Consider the following 15,696-nt stretch of genomic DNA (forward strand, 5'->3'; position numbering starts at 1 on the left):
CCCGCCGGGGGTCGTCAGCGGGCGCGGAGGCCTTCGAGGACGGCGTCCACGACCCGCTCGGGGAGGATCTGGTCGTCCAGCTCGGGATGCCAGCGCAGCACCCGCTGGAGCAGCATGGGGCCGGTGAGCAGCGCCATGGCCAGCTCGATGTCGAGGTCGGCCCGGAGTTCGCCGCTGTCCACCCCGCGGCGCAGCACCTCCCGCATCAGCTTCCGGCGCGGGGCGACGATGTTCTGGTAGAGCTGGAAGTGGTCGGGGCTGCGGTTCACCTCGGGCACCAGGCACGGCATGATCTTCGCGGCCCGCGGGTCGACGTTGTGGCCGACCGCGCCGACCAGCAGCACCAGGTCGTCGCGGACGGACCGCCCGGCGGGCTGGGGCGGCACCCCCTTGAGCCGGCCCAGCGCGTCCATGAGCAACGCGTCCTTGCCGGACCAGCGGCGGTAGATGGTGGCCTTGCCCACCCCGGCGCGGGCGGCGATCGCCTCGATGGAGAGCGCCTCGAGCGTGCTGCCCTCGGCGAGGAGGTCGAGGGTGGCCTCCACGATCGCCTCGTCCGCGCGGACGCTCCGCGGTCGCCCGGGCGACCGCGGAGCATCAGCCATGGAAGTCATGTCAGACATTGTCGCCGAACCTACGCGGTCCCGGCCAACTCCGGCTCGGCGGCCGGCCGGGACTCGGTCTCGACCACCGGGCGGCCCGGCATCCAGCGCAGCACGATGCCCATGCCGAGCAGCGCCACGAGCGCGGAGATCCCCGCCGCCCAGTGCATCGCCGAGACGAACGAGTCGTTCGCCGCGGCGATGAGCCGGGGCGCGCCGGCCCCGAGCCGGCCGGCGACGGCGTACGCCCCGGAGATCGACTCCTGGGCCGCGTCGCGGACCGGGGCGGGCAGGCCGGACAGGGTCGAGGCCACGTCATTGCGGTAGACCGCGGAGAGCACCGAGCCGAGGACCGCCACGCCGAGCGCGCCGGCCACCTGGCGGACGGTGTTGCTCACGGCCGAGCCCACGCCGGCCTTCTCGCGGGGCAGCGCCGACATGATCGACTCGGTGGCCGGCGGCATGATGTTGGCCATCCCGGCGCCCTGGACGAAGCCCAGCGCCGAGAAGATCCAGATCGGGGTGTCCGCGTCGATGAACACGAACGCGCCGAGCGCGGCGGCGGTGAGCAGCAGACCGACGGCGGCCACGGCCCGGCCCCCGTAGCGGCGGACCATGGCGGCGCTGCGCGGCGCGAAGATCAGCTGCGCGGCGGCGAAGGGCAGGAAGAGCAGGCCGCTCTCCAGCGGGCTGTAGCCGCGGACCAGCTGGAGGTAGAACGCGCCGAAGAACATCACGCCCATGGCGGCGAAGAAGACCAGGCCGACCAGCGCCACCGGCGCGGCGAACCGGGGCACCCGGAACAGCCGGACGTCCAGCGACGGGTGGTCGCTGCGCAGCTCGTGGCTGACGAACCAGCCGAGCACCGCGAGCCCGCCGAGGATCGCGACCCACACCCGCGCCCGGTCGAAGCCGTGCTCGCCACCGTCGATGATGCCGTAGGTGAGGGCGACGAGGCCGACCACGGACAGCAGCACGCCGAGCAGGTCGACCCGACCCGGCCGGGGGTCGCGGGATTCCGGGACGAGGGCGGCGACGAGCACCACGCCGAGCACCACCACCGGCACGTTGATCAGGAAGACCGAGCCCCACCAGTAGTGCTCCAGCAGGGCGCCGCCGAGCACCGGGCCGATGGCCACGGCCAGGCCGACGGCGCCGGCCCAGACGCCGATCGCCTTGGCCCGCTCGCGGGGGTCGAAGACGTTGGAGATGATCGACAGGGTCACCGGCATGATGGCCGCGCCCCCGACGCCCATGAGGGCGCGCGTGGCGATCAGCTGGCCCGGGTCCTGCGCGTACGCGGAGAGCAGCGAGGCCAGCCCGAACAGGGCCAGGCCGACCATCAGGAAGCGCTTGCGACCGAAACGGTCGCCGAGGACGCCGAAGGTGAAGAGCAGCCCGGCGAAGACCAGGGTGTAGGAGTTGATCGCCCACTCCAGCTCGCCCTGACTTGCCCCGAGGCCGTGCACCGGGTCGGCGAGGGTACGCAGGGCGACGTTGAGGATGGTGTTGTCGAGGACGACCACGAGGAGGCTGATCACCAGCACCCCCAGGATCGCCCACCTCCTCGGGTGTCCGGTGTTCTCGTGCGGTTCCACTCGGGTTCTCCCCCCGGCTCACCCGCGTCAAAATACGATACGGGGCAGACTCGTAAACGCAGTTGAGCGTAGGTGAGAGTGTTTCGATACGGAACCGATCCGTATCGTTTGTGTCCCAGGTCACCCGGCCAGACAGGCGGCGGTCGCCTCGCCCAGCGAGGTGAGCCGGGGCGGGAACGGCGGGGCGGGCTCGGTCCAGCCCGGGCCGGCGGCGTGCACGCGCACCCCGGGAAAGTCCCGCCGGAAGCGGACCAGGCGGTGGGCGCGGCCGGTGGCCGGGCTCTGCGACCAGAGCACCACCACCCGCGGGCGGGCCCGGGCCACGGCGCTCGCCAGCGCGGTCCACGGCAGCGCCGGCCCGAGATGCAGGCAGCCCCGGCCCCGCTCGCGCAGTGCCGCGGCGAGGGCGTGCAGCCCGAGGCAGCACGTCTCGTGCTCGGCGCCGGCGAGCAGCACTCCTGCGCTGGGCAACGGCCGGCCCGGGTCGCGGCGGAACGCGTCCAGGCCGACCCGGGTTCCCTCCGCGAGGGCGCCCGCGACGGCGATCCCGGCCGCGTTGTCACCGCGCGTCGTGGCCAGCAGCGGCCGGCAGACCTGCTCCCAGGCCGCGATCACCCCGGCCTCGGCCGCGAGATCGAGGACCAGCGCCGCGACCCGCTGGTCGTCCAGGTCCTCGGCGGCGGCGCGCAGCCGCGTGCGGGCCGGCTCGGCGGCCTCGGCCGGCATGCGTCGGGTCAGCACAGGACGAACCCCCGGGTAGCACTCCACTACCCGGGGGTTCGTCGCGACGGCGCGGTCCGGACGCGCCGTCGCGGGAATTCACCGGCGGCGGGCCGCTGCCCGCCGTCGCGCCAGGTGGGCGACCGTGCCCCAGATGCCGCGCCGGAACAGCAGCACGACGAGGACGAAGATGCCGCCGGTGACCAGGCCGATGGCCTCGAAGCCGGAGAACGACAGCCAGTCCTCCAGCCGGACCACCAGGGCCGCCCCGAGCACACCGCCCCAGAGGGTCCCGATGCCGCCGAGCACCACCACGATGACCGCCTTGCCGGAGGTGGTCCAGTGCAGCACGTCCAGCGAGACGAACCGGTGGCCGACCGCGAAGAGCCCGCCGCCCAGACCGGCCAGGAAACCGGACAGGACGAACGCGGTCAGCTTGTAGCGGTGCACCGGGTAGCCGAGCGCGCGGGCCCGGGCCGGGTTGTCCCGGATGCCGACCAGCACCCGGCCGAAGGGCGAGTGCACGATCCGCCAGGCGGCGAGCAGGCCGAGCACCACGATCGGCAGGATCGCGTAGTAGAAGTAGTAGTCGTCGGACAGGTCCGTCCCGAAGAACTCCCGGGGCACGCCCTGGAGACCGTTCTCGCCCTGGGTGACCGAGCGCCACTCGTTGGCCACGTAGTAGACCATCTGCGCGAACGCGAGGGTGACCATGGCGAAGTAGATGCCGGTGCGCTTCACCGCGAGGTAGCCGATCGGCAGGGCGAGCAGCGCCGCGGCCAGGGCGCCGGCCAGCACGGCCGCCGGGAAGGGCAGGCCGGCGTGGATCGCGACCAGACCGGTCACGTACGCCGAGGTGCCCCAGAACGCGGCGTGCCCGAAGGACATCAGCCCGGTGAAACCGAGCAGCAGGTCCACCGAGACGGCGAACAGCGCCCAGCAGAGGATGTCCACGGCCACGGCCGGGTAGAGCCCGTTCGGCAGCCAGAGGGCCACGACCAGGCCGGCGGCGAGCAGCGCGTACCGGACCCAGCCGGGCGCCCGGGCGACGGTGAGCAGCCCGGACGGCGGAGCGGGCCGGGCCGACTCCTCGGCGGGGGTGTCGACTGCACTCGTCATGCCGGTGCCTCCTCACGGCCGAACAGGCCGGCCGGCCGCCAGAGCAGCACCGCGGCCATCACCACGAACACGACGGTCTGCGACACGATCGGGAAGTCCGACAGGTACGCCTCGCCCCACGCCTGGATCAGGCCGATGCCGAAGCCGGCGGCCACCGACCCGAAGATCGAGCCAAGCCCGCCGATCACCACCACCGCGAAGACCACGATGATCAGGTCGGCGCCCATGAGCGGGTTCACGGCCCGCATCGGGGCGGCGAGCACCCCGGCCAGCCCGGCCAGGGCGATGCCGAAGCCGAACACCGGGGTGACCCACCTCCCCACGTCGATACCGAAGGCCCGGGTCAGCTCGGGGCGCTCGGTGGCGGCCCGGACCACCATGCCGACCCGGGTGCGGCCGAGCACCCACCAGACCGCGACGCAGAGCAGCACGGTGAACCCGAGGATGAAGACCCGGTAGGTGGGGAAGTCGAACAGTCCGAAGTCGACCGTCCCGCTCAGCTCGGCCGGGGTGGCGTACGGGCTGGACTGCACGCCGTACCGGGACTTCACCAGGTCCTGCAGGATCAGCGTGAGGCCGAAGGTGAGCAGGAAGTTGTAGAGCGGGTCGAGCCGGGTCAGCCGGTGGATCACCGCCCGCTCCAGCACCATGCCGAGCAGGCCCAGCGCCAGCGGCATGATCACCAACGCGGCCCAGAACGGCACGCCCGCCTCGGCGAGCAGCACGTACGCGCCGAAGGCGCCGAGCATGTAGAAGGCGCCGTGGGCGAAGTTCACCACCCGGAGCATGCCGAAGATGACCGCGAGCCCGAGGGCGAGCAGGGCGTAGAACGCCCCGCCCACCAGCCCGTTGAACGTGTTCTGCAGGAAACCTGACATCAGCTCGTCTTTACATCTTGCAGTCGGCCGACGGGGCCCGGAACGCCTCCGCCGCCGGGATGGTCTTGAGGATCTTCACGTAGTCCCACGGCTCGCCGACCTCGGCCTGCGGCTTCACCTGCGCCAGGTAGGCGTCGTGGAGGACCCGGTGGTCCTCGGCGCGGATCTTGCCGTTGCGCAGGAACAGGTCGTTGACCTCCTTGCCCTCCAGGCCCTTGACCACGGTGTCCGCGTCGTCGGTGCCGGCGGCCTGCACGGCCTCCAGGTACTGCATGGCCGCGGAGTAGTTGGCCGCGTGGGCGAACGACGGCCGGGTGCCGGTCTCCTTCTGGAACTTGTCCGCCCACTCCCGGTTCTGCTGGTCGAAGTTCCAGTACCAGGCGTCGGTGTAGGTGGTGCCGGCGAGCGCGGCCGGGGTGAGCGAGTGGATGTCGGTGATGAACATGAGGCCGACGGCCAGCCCGACGCCCTTGTCCCGCAGCTTGAACTCGTTGTACTGCTTCACCACGTTGACCAGCTCGGCGCCGGCCTGCATGGTGCCGAGCACCTGCGGCTTCGGGTTCAGCGTGGGGGCCTTGAGCAGGAACGAGGAGTAGTCGCCGCTGGTGTTCGGGAACGGCGCGCCGTCCTTGCCGACGACCTGCCCGCCGGCGGCGGTGATGGCGGCGGAGAAGCTCTTCTCCATGTCCTGACCGAAGGCGTAGTTCGGGTAGAGGATGTACCAGTTCTTGCCGACCTGCTCGGTGGTCACCGTGCCGGTGCCGTGTGCCAGCATGTAGGTGTCGTAGGCGTAGTGGAACGTGTACTTGTTGCAGCTCTTGCCGGTCAGGTCGGTGGTCGCCGCGCCGATGTTGAAGTAGAGCTTCTTCTTCTCCTTGGCCACGTCGGCGACCTTGAGGGCGGCCGAGGAGGTCGGCACGTCGAGGATGGCGTCGACCCCCTTGCGGTCGTACATCTCCTGGGCCTTGCTGTTGGCCACGTCCGGCTTGTTCTGGTGGTCGGCGGTCTCCACGCTGATGTTCTTGGTGACGGCCTTGTCGCCGTACTTGGCCTTGAAGTCGGCGATGGCCATCTCCACGGCCTTGACCGAGTTCCGCCCGGACAGCTCCGAGTAGGCCCCGGACTGGTCGTTGAGGACACCCAGCACGATCTTGTCGCCGCTCAGCTTCTGGTCGCCGCCGGACTGCGGCCCACCACCGCCGCATCCGGCCACCAGCACCGCCGCCGCCGAGGCGGCGGCCACACCCACGCTCCTGCGCATGTCGAATCCTTCCCTGCCGCGCGGTCCGCGCGGGTCAGCCGTCGTGTGTCAGATCCCGAGGTACGCGAGCAGCTCGCGCTCCCGCGAGCGCACCTCGGAGTTGTCCATCGCCTCCGCGATCCGTCCCTCGGCCAGCAGGTAGTGCCGGTCGGCGACGCCGGTGGCGAAGTGCAGGTTCTGCTCGACCAGCAGCACGGTCACGCCGTGCTTCTTGGCCTCGCGCAGCAGGTCGCCGACCTGCTGCACGAGCAGTGGGGACAGGCCCTCGGTGGGCTCGTCGCAGAGCAGCAGCCGGGCGCCCATGCGCAGCACCCGGGCCAGGGCGAGCATCTGCTGCTCGCCGCCGGAGAGCATGGTGGCCGCCGAGTCCCGCCGGGTGTACAGGGCGGGGAACGCCTCGTAGACCCGTTCGAGGGGCCACGGGTCGGGGCCGACCCGGGGTGGCAGCGTCAGGTTCTCGGTGACGGTCAGGGTGGCGTACGCGCCCCGGTCGTCGGGGACCCAGCCGAGCCCGAGCCGCGCCCGCTTGTGCGCCGGCAGCTTCGTGACGTCCCGGTCGCCGAAGCTGACCGTGCCGCGCTGGCCGGGGTGCAGCCCCATGACGGAGCGCAGCAGCGTGGACTTGCCGGCGCCGTTGCGCCCGACCAGGGTGACCACCTCGCCGGTGGCCACCTCCAGGCTCACCTCCCGCAGCACCTGGGCCTCGCCGTACCAGGCGGAGAGGTTCTCAATGCGCAGCATCGGCGGCTCCCAGGTAGGCGGTGATGACCCGCTCGTCGGTGCGGACCTGCTCGTACGGGCCCTCGACCAGGACCTTGCCGGCCTGCAGGACGGTGACCGTGTCGGCGAGCCGGCCCACCACGCTCATGTTGTGTTCGACCATGACCACGGTCCGGCCCGCGCGGACCCGGGCGATCAGGTCGACGGTGCGGTCCACGTCCTCCAGCCCCATCCCGGCGGTGGGCTCGTCGAGCAGCAGCACCTTCGGGTCGAGGGCGAGCGCGATGGCCAGCTCCAGGGCGCGTTTGCGCCCGTACGCGAGGGCCTCGGCCGGGGCCTCGGCCAGCTCGGCGAGGCCCACCATGGCGAGCAGCTCGTCGGCCCGGTCCCGGTAGCGGCGCATCAGCTTCGCCGAGCGCCAGAACCGCCAGCCCAGCCCGCTGGGCGCCTGGAGGGCCAGCTCGACGTGCTCCCGCGCGCCCAGCTGGGGGAAGAGGCTGGTGATCTGGAAGGAGCGGGCCACGCCGAGCCGGGCGACCCGTTCCGGGGGGAGGCCGGTGACGTCCCGGCCGGCCAGCTCGATCCGCCCGGCGCTGGGCGGCAGGAAACCGGTGAGCAGGTTGAACAGGGTGGTCTTGCCGGCGCCGTTCGGCCCCACCAGGGCGTGCACGGTCTCCGGCGCCACATCGAGGTCGACCCCGTCGACCGCCCGGAAGCCCCGGAAGTCCCGGGTCAGCCCACGGGCCGACAGGATCGCTTGCCCGGCCATCGCCTCACCCTCCGCAGGTCCACAACCGCGCCGGCCAGGTCGGTGACCGGGGTCACAGGGCCGTCGCGTGCAGGAAACCTACGGCGCACCGGCAGAGTCGAGCCATGTCGATCCCCCACACATTCACCCCCGATGGGACGGGCCCGCTCCCCATAGGGGGCGGGCCCGTCCGCCGAGATCGCAACGGATCGGCGGGTGTCGACATGTGGTGGCGCCACCGTCACCGGGCGGCCGCGTACTCCGGCAGGTCGATCCCGTCGGCCCTGCTGAAGAAGAGCCGGGTGGCGAGCCCGCGCAGCGGGCGGGAGGCCATGGCCCGCATCGTCGCGTCGCGCATCCGGATCGCGGCCCGGCTGTCCGGCAGGAAACCGGAGATGCCGCCGCCCGGGATCTCCTGGCTGCGCGTCACGTGCGGGCGCAGCAGTTCCTCGTAGCGGCGGTAGGCCGCCGCGTGGTCGCCCCGCGCCGCCGCCAGCTCCCCGGCCAGCAGGTACGCCCCGACCAGCGCGAGGCTGGTGCCCTGCCCGGTGAGCGGGGACGGGCACCAGGCGGCGTCGCCGAGCAGCGCCACCCGCCCGTTGCTCCACGACTCCATCCGCACCTGGCCGTACCGGTCGAAGTAGAAGTCGCCGGCGTCCGGCGCGGCGGCCAGCAGCTCGGCGGCGCGCCAGCCGACGTCGGCGAAGCGCGCGGCGAGCAGCCGCTGCTGGGCGGCGCGGTCCCGCCGGTCCACGTCGAGTTCGCCGGAGCGGAAGCTGAAGAACGCGGCGGTCCGGCCGTCCCGGGTCGGGCGGGTGCCGACGACCCGCCCACCCGGCGCGTTGTGCAGCAGGAACCAGCCGGTGTCGTCCCGGAACGGGGTGGAGAAGTAGGCCAGGTACGCGCCGAGCGGCCGGACGTACGCCGGCTCGGGGCCGAAGGCGAGCGCCCGGGTGCGGGAGTGCGAGCCGTCCGCGCCGATCACCAGGTCGACGGTGCGCGGGGCGGAGCGGGCGAAGGTGAGCCGCACCCCGTCCCCGGTCTGCTCCAGCGTCTCGATCGAGTCGTCGAAGACGTACTCGACGTCGTCCCGGGTGGCCTCGTGGAGCAGCCGGGCCAGGTCGCCGCGCTCGATCTCGATGTCGGCCACGATGCCCTCCCCGCCGAAGGCGTGCACCGGCAGCCGGGCGCGCGTCTCCCCCCGCTCGCCGACGTACGCCATGCCCTGCTCCCGGACGGTCGCGGCCCGGATCCGGGCGGTCAGCCCCATCCGGTCGACCACCTCGCGGGCGGCCCCCCGCACGTCGACGGCCTGCCCGCCGGGACGCAGCCCGGGGGCCCGTTCCACCACGGTCACGGCGAAGCCGTGCCGGCGCAGCCAGAAGGCGAGGGCCGGGCCGGCCACGCCGGCGCCGGAGATGAGCACGGTTCTGTCGTTCATGGTGTTCTCCCGAGATCGCGCGTACACCGTCCATCAGGTGTGGTCAGGACGCTAGGGCCGGGGCGCCCCAGGCGCTTCCGGCGACCTAGTACGCTCCCGGCCGGAGGGTGTCCCGAGGAGCAGGTGTACTAGTACGCTGCCGGGATGTCGCCGCACGGCCAGGAGCCGCCGTACCGCCGGATCGCCGCGGAGATCCGCCGCCGCATCGAGCTGGGCGAGCTGCTCCCCGGCGACCGGGTGCCCTCGACCCGTCAGCTCACCCGCGAGCACGGGGTGGCCATCGCCACCGCGACCCGGGTGCTCGCCCTGCTCCGCGCCGAGGGGCTGGTGCTGACCCGCCCGGGCGCCGGCACCGTCGTCGCCGCACCCCGGCCGCAGTCCGGGCGGGCGGAGCCGGAGCTGAGCCGGGAGCGGGTGCTGCGCACCGCGGTCGCGCTGGCGGACGAGGGCGGCCTGGCCGCGGTGTCCATGCGCCAGATCGCCGCCGAGCTGGGCGTGGCCACCATGTCGCTCTACCGGCACGTGCGCGGCCGCGACGAGCTGATCCTGGCGATGGCCGACGCGGTGCTGGCCGACGCCCCGCTGCCGGCCACCGAGCCGGCCGGCTGGCGCGCCCGGCTGGACGTGCTCGCCCGGGCGCAGTGGGCCGTCTACCGGCGGCACCGCTGGGTGCCGCACGTCATCTCGATCGCCCGGCCGCAGCCGCTGCCGCACGGCATGGCGCACACCGACCTGGCCCTGCGGGCCACCGCCGGCCTGGGCCTGGACCGGCAGGTGCGCTGGCACGTGGCGATCACCCTGATGGCCTACGTGAAGGGCATCGCGACCAACCTGGAGATGGGCGCGCAGGCGGTGCAGGACACCGGCCTCACCCACGACCAGTGGGTGGACCGGCAGCAGGCCACGTTCCAGCAGGTGATGGCCGGTGGCGGGCTGGCCACCATGGACGCCCTGACCACCGGCGGCGTCGACCTGGACCTGGAGACCGTCTTCGACTTCGGCCTGCGCCGGCTGCTCGACGGCTTCGCCACGCTGGTCGACCGCGGCGTCAGCCCGGGAAGGTGACCACCCAGCGGGCGCCCTCGCCCCGTGCCAGCCGGTCCAGCGCAGCGGGCGCCTCCGCCAGGGAGATGGCGCCACTGACCAGCGGAGCCAGGTCCAGGCTGCCGTCGGCGAGCGCCGCGGCCAGCTCCGGCACCTCCCGGTCCGGGTCCGAGGAGCCGTAGACCGAGGAGCGCAGGGTGCGGGCCGAGTGGAAGATGTCCAGCACCGACAGGCTGAGCAGGTCGTCCTTCGCGCCCATGCCGACCACGGTGACCGCTCCCCCGCGCCGGGTCGACCGCCAGGCGGCCCGGATGGTGACGGACCGGCCGACGCACTCGAAGGCGTGGTCGACGCCCCGCCCCTCGGTGCGCGCCCGGATTTCCTTGCTCAGGGTGTCGTCGGAGCGGAGGAAGTCGGTGGCGCCGGCGGCGAGGGCGAGGTCCCGCTTCGCCTCGGCCACGTCGACCGCGAGGATCGGGGCCGCGCCGGCCCGCCGGGCGGCGGTGAGCACGGCGAGGCCGACCCCGCCGAGCCCGATCACCGCGACCGACTCGCCGGGGGCGACCCGGGCGGTGTTGCGGACCGCGCCGGTGCCGGTGAGCACGGCACAGCCGAGCAGCGCGGCCTGCTCCGCCGGCAGGCCGGCCGGGATCTCGATGGCGGCCCGCTCGGGCACCACCACCTCCTCGGCGAGCGCGCCGAGCCCCAGGGTGACGTGGAGCGGGCCGCCGTCGGCGGTCTCGCCCCGGGCCACCGAGGCCCCCGTGTTGGCGGCGCAGAGCCACGGCTCGCCGTGCCGGCAGTGCCAGCAGGCGCGGCAGGCGGGGGCCCAGTTGAGCACCACGGGCGTGCCGACGGCCAGCCGGGTGCCGGGGCCGGCCTCGGCCACCACGCCGGTGGCCTCGTGCCCGAGCACCAGGGGGTACGCGGGCGCCACCGTGCCGTCCACCATGGCCAGGTCGGAGTGGCAGATGCCGGCGGCCCGGATGCGGACCCGCAGCTCGCCGGGGCCGGGGTCGGGCAGGCGTACCTCCTCGACGGCCGGGGCGGCGCCCCGGCCGCGGACCACGAGCGCCCTCACCGCTGGATCGCCTTCAGCTCGGTGAACTCCTCGATGCCGTAGCCGCCCAGTTCGCGGCCGAGGCCGGACTGCTTGTAGCCGCCGAACGGGGCGAGCGGGTTGAACGCGCCGCCGTTGACGTCCACCTGGCCGGTGCGCAGTCGCCGGGCCACGGCCAGCGCCGCCTCCCCGTCGGCGGACCAGACCGCGCCGGCCAGGCCGTACCGGGAGTTGTTGGCGATGGCGACGGCCTCGTCGGTGTCGGCGAACGGGATGACCGCGAGCACCGGGCCGAAGACCTCCTCCTGGGCGAGGGCGCTGTCCGGGTGGACGTCGGCGAGGACGGTGGGTGCGACGAAGTGCCCGCGCGGCGGCAGCGGCGCGTCCGGGCCGCCGGCGACGAGGCGGGCGCCGTCGGCGAGCGCCCGGTCGACGTGCCCGCGGACCCGCTCGGCCTGGGCGGCGGAGACCAGCGGGCCGAGCCGGGTGGCCGGGTCGAACGGGTCGCCCAACCGGTATCCGGCCACGGCCGCCGCGACCAGGTCCAGCGCCTCGGCGTAGCGGTCGCGGTGGACCAGCATGCGGGTCCAGGCCGTGCAGGTCTGGCCCGAGTTGAGCAGCGCGTTGCCGACCCCGACCTTGACGGCGGTGGGCAGGTCGGCGTCGGCGAGGATCACGTTGGCGGACTTGCCGCCGAGTTCGAGGGCGACCCGGGCGATCCGGTCGGCGGCCAGGTGCGCGATCCGCCGGCCGGTGGCCGTGGAGCCGGTGAACGAGACGAGGTCGACGTCGGGGTGGGCGGCCAGGGCCTCCCCCACCACCGGCCCGGTGCCGGGCACCAGGTTGACCACCCCGGGCGGCAGCCCGGCCTCGGTGACGGCGTCGAAGAGCAGGTACGCCGTGAGCGGCGTCAGCTCGCTGGGCTTGAGCACCACCGTGCAGCCGGCGGCGAGCGCCGGGGCCACCTTGGCGACCACCTGGTGCAGCGGGTAGTTCCACGGGGTGATCGCGCCGACCACGCCGACGGGCTCGCGGACCACGAGGGAATTGCCGACGGTCCGCTCGGCCGGCGGGCGGCCGGCCAGGTCGACCATGCTCCGCAGCACGGTCAGCGGCAGGCCGGCCTGCACCCGGGTGGCGAGCTTGAGCGGGGTGCCGAGTTCGAGAGCGACGGTGCGGGCGATGTCCTCGGCCCGGGCGGCGAGCGTTGTGTGCAGCCGGTCGAGGTGGGCAGCCCGCTCGGCGGGGGCCGTGGCGGCCCAGCCGGGGAAGGCGGCCCGGGCGGCGGCCACGGCGCGGTCCACGTCGGCCGGGGTGCCGGCGGGGACCTGCCCGACGATCTCTCCGGTGGCCGGGTTCTCGACCGGGATCGTCCCGCCGTCCGCCGGGTCGACCCAGTCCCCGGCGAGGTGCAGATGGCGGCGGACCAGCAGGGCGGGGGGCGCGTCGGCGAGATCCATGGCGTCCCTTCGGGGGCGGGAAACTAGCAGTGGGAGTTTTGACGCTACCCCGGACCGGTTCCGCGTTCCAGGGGGGTCACGGTCCGGGCGTACTCGGCGGCGAGGCCGTGCAGCAACGCGTCCAGGCCGAGGGTGAACGCGCCCTCGTCGACGCTGCGCTGGTGGCCGCGCAGCCGGTGCGCCTGGTTGAGGTGCGGGTGGGCCGCGTACAGCTCCGGGTCCTCGACGAAGCCGCGGGCGAACGAGCCGAGCGCCGAGCCGGCCACGAAATAGCGCATCGCGGCACCGATGTGAGTGGCCCGGGCCGGCGGCCAGCCCGCCCGGACCAGGCCGCCGTAGACGGCGTCGGCCATGGCCAGCGCGGCCGGGCGGCGCCCCGGCCCCTGCGCCAGGTAGGGAACGATGTTCGGGTGGACGGTCAGGGCCTCGCGGTAGGACCGGGCCCAGCGGCGCAGCGCCTCGACCCAGTCGCACCGGTCGAAGACGGTGACGTCGACGGAGGCCGTGACGCTGTCCGCCACCGCGTCGAGGATCTCGTCCTTGGTGGCGAAGTGGTTGTAGAGCGAGGGGCCCTGCACGTTCAGCGCGGCGGCCAGCCGGCGGGTGGAGAGGGCGCCCAGGCCGTCGGCGTCGATCAGCGCGAGCGCGGTCTCCACGATCCGGTCGCGGTTGAGCAGGGCCTGCCGGGGACGGGGCACGTCAGGCCACCCACGCCGGGCCCACGCCGCCGGCCCCTCGCCGGTCGAATCCCGCCACGCCGCCTCCCCCGTTGAAACACCTGCTCACGCACCCTAGCCGGGGCGGGGCCGCGGAGCCTCACCGCGACGGCCGGAGGAGGGGTCTGGACGGATGAAAACTTACACCGCTAGTTTAAGAGCGACCGCCGCCGCCCGCCGCGGTCTCCACCGCCACGCCAACCGAGGGAGCAACGTGGACTTCGCACTGTCCGACGAGGAACGGGCCGTCCGGGACACCGTGCGCGCCTTCGTCACCCGCGAGGTGCTGCCGCTGGAGCAGGAGGTGCTGCGCCGCGAGCGCGCCCACCAGCCCGGCCTGGACCGCTCCGAGCTGCGCGAGCTGCAGCTCAAGGCGAAGAAGTTCGGCTTCTGGGGCCTGGCCACCCCCGAGGAGTACGGGGGGATGGACCTGCCCGCCGTGCTCCAGTCGCTGATCTGGACCGAGCTGGGCCGCTCCTTCGTGCCGTTCCGCTTCGGCGGGGAGGCGGACAACATCCTGTTCCACGCCACCGAGGAGCAGAAGCGGGAGTTCCTCCTCCCGACCATCGAGGGGGAACGGATCTCCTGCTTCGCGATCACCGAGCCGGGCGCCGGGTCCGACGCGGCGAACATCAGGCTGCGGGCCCGCCGCGACGGCGACGACTGGGTCCTCGACGGCGAGAAGACGTTCATCACCAACGGCAACGACGCCGACTTCGCCATCGTGGTGGCGGTGACCGACCCCGGGAAGGGCGCCCGCAACGGCGGCGCGACCGCGTTCCTGGTGGACCGGTCGATGGGCTGGCGGTCGGAGTTCATCCAGACCATGGGCGAGGGCGGGCCCGCGTCCCTGATCTTCGACGGCGTCCGCGTGCCGCACCGCAACATCCTCGGCGAGATCGGCCAGGGCTTCACGCTGGGCATGGAGTGGATCGGCAAGGGCCGCTACACGATCCCGTCGCACGCCATCGGCATCGCCGAGCGGGCCCTCCAGATGGCGATCGACCACGCCAACACCCGGGAGACCTTCGGCGCGAAGATCGGCACCAACCAGGCGATCCAGTGGATGATCGCCGACTCGGAGACCGAGCTGGAGGCGGCCCGCTGGCTGGTGCTCAGGTCGGCGTGGACCGTCGACCAGGGCCTCGACCCGCGGCACGCCTCGTCGATGGGCAAGCTCTACGGCGCCGGCATGGTCAACCGGGTGGTCGACCGGGTGCTCCAGATCCACGGCGGCATGGGCTACACCCGGGAGCTGCCGATCGAACGCTGGTACCGGCAGGTCCGGCTGTACCGGATCTTCGAGGGCACCGACGAGATGCAGCGGCTGATCATCTCCCGGGACCTGCTGCGCGGCTACACGAAGATCGGCGGGCACCTGGCCTGAGCCGGCGTGGCTCCCGCCCGGTCCCGGGGCGGGAGCCACCGCCTCAGCCGGTCAGCGCCGCCAGGGCCAGGTCGACGTCTTCCTCCGTGGTGTAGAGGTGGAACGCGGCGCGGACCCGCCCGGCGCGGACCGCCGCCCGCACCCCGGCCCGGGCCAGCTTCTCCTGCGCGCCCGGCACCTCGACGGCCACGATCGCGCTGTCGCCGGGCGGCCGGCCCAGCCCGGCGAGGAACCGGTTGGCCAGCGCCACGTCGTGGGCGTGCACGGCGGGCAACCCGATCTCGGCGAGCAGTTCGAGGGCGGGGGCGGCGCCCACGTAGCTGAACCAGGCCGGCGAGATGTCGAAGCGCCGCGCGTCGTCGGCCAGCCGCAGCGGGGGGCCGTAGTAGGAGGCGTGCGGGTCGGCGCCCGCGTACCACCCGGCGGCGTCGGGCCGCAGCCGCTCCCGCAGCGCCGGGGCCAGGTAGCCGAAGGCCGCGCCGCGCGGTGCCATCAACCACTTGTACGCGGCCACCGCCACCACGTCGGCCAGCCCCGCGTCGAAGGGCAGCCACCCGGCGGCCTGGGTGGCGTCGACCGCGACGAGCGCGCCGTGCGCCCGCGCCGCCGCGACGATCGTCTCGTACGGGGCCACGGCCCCGTCGGCGGACTGCACGAGGCTGAACGCGACCAGGTCGGTGTCGCCGTCGATCGCGTCGACCAGGCCGGCGAGCGGCACGGTCCGGACCCGGACGCCCCGCTCCTGCTGCACGAGCCAGGGGAACAGGTTGGAGGTGAACTCCACCTCCGGGACGACCACCGTCGCGCCGGCCGGCAGCGCGGCGGCCACCGGGGCGAGCAGTTGCGAGGCGGTGCTGCCGATCGTCACGTCCGTCGGGGCCACCCCGACCAGCCGGGCGAACCCGGCGCGGGCCCGCTCGGCGGCCCCGCCCCAGCCCTCCC

General features: G+C 73.9%; 15 protein-coding genes. 2 read left to right on the plus strand and 13 right to left on the minus strand.

The window, feature by feature from the left end:
* Positions 1-14: 14 nt before the first annotated feature.
* The 9 genes from F8274_RS09335 to F8274_RS09375 form a co-directional block, all read right to left on the minus strand.
* The gene (locus tag F8274_RS09335; protein ID WP_151461883.1) at positions 15-623 is read right to left on the minus strand and encodes a TetR/AcrR family transcriptional regulator; all 609 of its coding nucleotides are present in this window, start codon (positions 621-623) and stop codon (positions 15-17) included.
* Positions 624-634: 11 nt separating this feature from the next.
* On the minus strand, positions 635-2,200 hold the full coding sequence (locus F8274_RS09340; protein ID WP_151461884.1) for an MFS transporter: 1,566 nt from the start codon (positions 2,198-2,200) through the stop codon (positions 635-637).
* A 120-nt stretch (positions 2,201-2,320) separates the two neighbouring features.
* A complete protein-coding gene (locus F8274_RS09345; RefSeq protein ID WP_225853691.1) occupies positions 2,321-2,941 on the minus strand; it encodes a transcriptional regulator in 621 nt (206 codons plus the stop codon).
* Positions 2,942-3,019: 78 nt separating this feature from the next.
* Positions 3,020-4,039 (minus strand): branched-chain amino acid ABC transporter permease, encoded by a 1,020-nt coding sequence (locus F8274_RS09350; protein WP_151461885.1) that lies wholly within the window; start codon positions 4,037-4,039, stop codon positions 3,020-3,022.
* Positions 4,036-4,917, minus strand: coding sequence for a branched-chain amino acid ABC transporter permease (locus tag F8274_RS09355; RefSeq protein WP_151461886.1), 882 nt, complete (start codon positions 4,915-4,917; stop codon positions 4,036-4,038). The genes F8274_RS09350 and F8274_RS09355 overlap by 4 nt, the downstream gene beginning before the upstream one ends.
* A 10-nt stretch (positions 4,918-4,927) precedes the next feature.
* Complete coding sequence (locus tag F8274_RS09360) at positions 4,928-6,178, minus strand: ABC transporter substrate-binding protein (protein ID WP_151461887.1); 1,251 nt, start codon at positions 6,176-6,178, stop codon at positions 4,928-4,930.
* 48 nt (positions 6,179-6,226) lie between these two features.
* The gene (locus F8274_RS09365) at positions 6,227-6,919 is read right to left on the minus strand and encodes an ABC transporter ATP-binding protein (protein ID WP_151461888.1); all 693 of its coding nucleotides are present in this window, start codon (positions 6,917-6,919) and stop codon (positions 6,227-6,229) included.
* A complete protein-coding gene (locus F8274_RS09370) occupies positions 6,906-7,667 on the minus strand; it encodes an ABC transporter ATP-binding protein (RefSeq protein ID WP_151461889.1) in 762 nt (253 codons plus the stop codon). The genes F8274_RS09365 and F8274_RS09370 overlap by 14 nt, the downstream gene beginning before the upstream one ends.
* Positions 7,668-7,887: 220 nt before the next feature.
* On the minus strand, positions 7,888-9,087 hold the full coding sequence (locus F8274_RS09375; protein WP_151461890.1) for an FAD-dependent monooxygenase: 1,200 nt from the start codon (positions 9,085-9,087) through the stop codon (positions 7,888-7,890).
* A 144-nt stretch (positions 9,088-9,231) separates the two neighbouring features.
* On the opposite strand from F8274_RS09375, the gene F8274_RS09380 reads away from it, so the two are divergent.
* Positions 9,232-10,152, plus strand: coding sequence for a TetR/AcrR family transcriptional regulator C-terminal domain-containing protein (locus tag F8274_RS09380; protein ID WP_151461891.1), 921 nt, complete (start codon positions 9,232-9,234; stop codon positions 10,150-10,152).
* On the opposite strand, the gene F8274_RS09385 is transcribed toward F8274_RS09380, so the two are convergent.
* The 3 genes from F8274_RS09385 to F8274_RS09395 are packed head-to-tail and all read right to left on the minus strand — an operon-like array spanning position 10,136 to position 13,349.
* On the minus strand, positions 10,136-11,212 hold the full coding sequence (locus F8274_RS09385) for a zinc-binding dehydrogenase (protein ID WP_225853692.1): 1,077 nt from the start codon (positions 11,210-11,212) through the stop codon (positions 10,136-10,138). The two genes, F8274_RS09380 and F8274_RS09385, sit on opposite strands and share 17 nt — an antisense overlap.
* On the minus strand, positions 11,209-12,651 hold the full coding sequence (locus tag F8274_RS09390; protein ID WP_151461892.1) for an aldehyde dehydrogenase family protein: 1,443 nt from the start codon (positions 12,649-12,651) through the stop codon (positions 11,209-11,211). Before F8274_RS09390 ends, F8274_RS09385 begins: the two co-directional genes overlap by 4 nt.
* A 44-nt stretch (positions 12,652-12,695) precedes the next feature.
* A complete protein-coding gene (locus F8274_RS09395; RefSeq protein WP_151461893.1) occupies positions 12,696-13,349 on the minus strand; it encodes a TetR/AcrR family transcriptional regulator in 654 nt (217 codons plus the stop codon).
* 232 nt (positions 13,350-13,581) lie between these two features.
* Between F8274_RS09395 and F8274_RS09400 the strand changes: the two genes are divergently transcribed.
* Positions 13,582-14,754 (plus strand): acyl-CoA dehydrogenase family protein, encoded by a 1,173-nt coding sequence (locus F8274_RS09400; RefSeq protein WP_151461894.1) that lies wholly within the window; start codon positions 13,582-13,584, stop codon positions 14,752-14,754.
* Positions 14,755-14,797: 43 nt separating this feature from the next.
* Here F8274_RS09400 and F8274_RS09405 read toward each other — a convergent pair.
* Positions 14,798-15,696 (minus strand): aminotransferase class V-fold PLP-dependent enzyme (locus F8274_RS09405; RefSeq protein WP_151461895.1); only part of this gene is annotated, 899 nt, incomplete at its 5' end.

This window comes from Micromonospora sp. AMSO31t (assembly GCF_008868175.1).
Lineage (GTDB): Bacteria > Actinomycetota > Actinomycetes > Mycobacteriales > Micromonosporaceae > Micromonospora.